This window comes from Streptomyces sp. H39-S7 (genome assembly GCF_027158205.1).
GTDB lineage: Bacteria > Actinomycetota > Actinomycetes > Streptomycetales > Streptomycetaceae > Actinacidiphila.
Window position 1 is genome coordinate 1 of sequence record NZ_JAPVLU010000117.1, and the last position, 3,187, is coordinate 3,187.

Genomic DNA, 3,187 nt, shown 5'->3' on the forward strand with positions numbered 1-3,187 from the left:
AAAATAGTTAGACAAGCCCTCGGCCTATTAGTACCAGTCAGCTCCACCCGTTACCGGGCTTCCACATCTGGCCTATCAACCCAGTCGTCTACTGGGAGCCTTAACCCCTCAAAGGGGGTGGGAATACTCATCTCGAAGCAGGCTTCCCGCTTAGATGCTTTCAGCGGTTATCCTTTCCGAACGTAGCCAACCAGCCATGCCCTTGGCAGGACAACTGGCACACCAGAGGTTCGTCCGTCCCGGTCCTCTCGTACTAGGGACAGCCCTTCTCAATATTCCTACGCGCGCAGCGGATAGGGACCGAACTGTCTCACGACGTTCTAAACCCAGCTCGCGTACCGCTTTAATGGGCGAACAGCCCAACCCTTGGGACCGACTCCAGCCCCAGGATGCGACGAGCCGACATCGAGGTGCCAAACCATCCCGTCGATATGGACTCTTGGGGAAGATCAGCCTGTTATCCCCGGGGTACCTTTTATCCGTTGAGCGACGGCGCTTCCACAAGCCACCGCCGGATCACTAGTCCCGACTTTCGTCCCTGCTCGACCCGTCAGTCTCACAGTCAAGCTCCCTTGTGCACTTACACTCAACACCTGATTGCCAACCAGGCTGAGGGAACCTTTGGGCGCCTCCGTTACTCTTTAGGAGGCAACCGCCCCAGTTAAACTACCCACCAGACACTGTCCCTGATCCGGATCACGGACCGAGGTTAGACATCCAGCACGACCAGAGTGGTATTTCAACGACGACTCCACCATGGCTGGCGCCATGACTTCACAGTCTCCCACCTATCCTACACAAGCCGAACCGAACACCAATATCAAGCTATAGTAAAGGTCCCGGGGTCTTTCCGTCCTGCTGCGCGAAACGAGCATCTTTACTCGTAGTGCAATTTCACCGGGCCTATGGTTGAGACAGTCGAGAAGTCGTTACGCCATTCGTGCAGGTCGGAACTTACCCGACAAGGAATTTCGCTACCTTAGGATGGTTATAGTTACCACCGCCGTTTACTGGCGCTTAAGTTCTCAGCTTCGCCACACCGAAATGTGACTAACCGGTCCCCTTAACGTTCCAGCACCGGGCAGGCGTCAGTCCGTATACATCGCCTTACGGCTTCGCACGGACCTGTGTTTTTAGTAAACAGTCGCTTCTCGCTGGTCTCTGCGGCCGTCCCCAGCTCAGGGAGCAAGTCCCCTCACCAGTTACGGCCCCCCTTCTCCCGAAGTTACGGGGGCATTTTGCCGAGTTCCTTAACCATAGTTCACCCGAACGCCTCGGTATTCTCTACCTGACCACCTGAGTCGGTTTAGGGTACGGGCCGCCATGAAACTCGCTAGAGGCTTTTCTCGACAGCATAGGATCATCCACTTCACCACAATCGGCTCGGCATCAGGTCTCAGACTATATGTTGCGCGGATTTGCCTACGCAACGTCCTACACCCTTACCCCGGGACAACCACCGCCCGGGCTGGACTACCTTCCTGCGTCACCCCATCGCTTACCTACTACCACCTTGGACCGGCGGCTCCACCACTCCCCTTTGCCCGAAGGCTCCAGGACGGCTTCACGGCCTTAGCATCAGAGGGTTCGATACTGGGCGTTTCAAAGCGGGTACCGGAATATCAACCGGTTGTCCATCGACTACGCCTGTCGGCCTCGCCTTAGGTCCCGACTTACCCTGGGCAGATCAGCTTGACCCAGGAACCCTTAGTCAATCGGCGCACACGTTTCCCACGTGTGTATCGCTACTCATGCCTGCATTCTCACTCGTGTACCGTCCACGACTGGCTTCCGCCGCCGCTTCACCCGGCACACGACGCTCCCCTACCCATCCCCGCACCCGTTAGGGCTTCACACGGGAATGACACGACTTCGGCGGTACGCTTGAGCCCCGCTACATTGTCGGCGCGGAATCACTTGACCAGTGAGCTATTACGCACTCTTTCAAGGATGGCTGCTTCTAAGCCAACCTCCTGGTTGTCTCTGCGACTCCACATCCTTTCCCACTTAGCGTACGCTTAGGGGCCTTAGTCGATGCTCTGGGCTGTTTCCCTCTCGACCATGGAGCTTATCCCCCACAGTCTCACTGCCGCGCTCTCACTTACCGGCATTCGGAGTTTGGCTAAGGTCAGTAACCCGGTAGGGCCCATCGCCTATCCAGTGCTCTACCTCCGGCAAGAAACACGCGACGCTGCACCTAAATGCATTTCGGGGAGAACCAGCTATCACGGAGTTTGATTGGCCTTTCACCCCTAACCACAGGTCATCCCCCAGGTTTTCAACCCTGGTGGGTTCGGTCCTCCACGAAGTCTTACCTCCGCTTCAACCTGCCCATGGCTAGATCACTCCGCTTCGGGTCTTGGGCGCGCGACTCAACCGCCCTATTCGGACTCGCTTTCGCTACGGCTACCCCACACGGGTTAACCTCGCCACACACCGCAAACTCGCAGGCTCATTCTTCAAAAGGCACGCAGTCACGAGATCACATGCAAGCATGTGATCCGACGCTCCCACGGCTTGTAGGCACACGGTTTCAGGTACTATTTCACTCCGCTCCCGCGGTACTTTTCACCATTCCCTCACGGTACTATCCGCTATCGGTCACCAGGGAATATTTAGGCTTAGCGGGTGGTCCCGCCAGATTCACACGGGATTTCTCGGGCCCCGTGCTACTTGGGTGTCGTACAAGCAAGCCGTACAGATTTCAGCTACGGGGGTCTTACCCTCTACGCCGGACCTTTCGCATGTCCTTCGCCTATCCATACGGTTTCTGACTCGCCCAACAGTCGGCAGACTGCTGAAGTACGATCCCACAACCCCGCATACGCAACCCCTGCCGGGTATCACACGCATACGGTTTGGCCTCATCCGGTTTCGCTCGCCACTACTCCCGGAATCACGGTTGTTTTCTCTTCCTGCGGGTACTGAGATGTTTCACTTCCCCGCGTTCCCTCCACATACCCTATGTGTTCAGGTATGGGTGACAGCCCATGACGACTGCCGGGTTTCCCCATTCGGACACCCCCGGATCACAGCTCAGTTGACAGCTCCCCGGGGCCTATCGCGGCCTCTCGCGTCCTTCATCGGTTCCTGGTGCCAAGGCATCCACCGTGCGCCCTTAAAAACTTGCCTTACAGATGCTCGCGTCCACTATGTAGTTCTCAAGCAACGAACCCTCCCCCACACC

General features: G+C 57.0%; 1 rRNA gene. It reads right to left on the bottom strand.

Features of this window, described 5'->3' with window-relative positions:
- Window positions 1-7 precede the first annotated feature (7 nt).
- Window positions 8-3,132 (bottom strand): 23S ribosomal RNA (locus O3X23_RS43535).
- Window positions 3,133-3,187 lie beyond the last annotated feature (55 nt).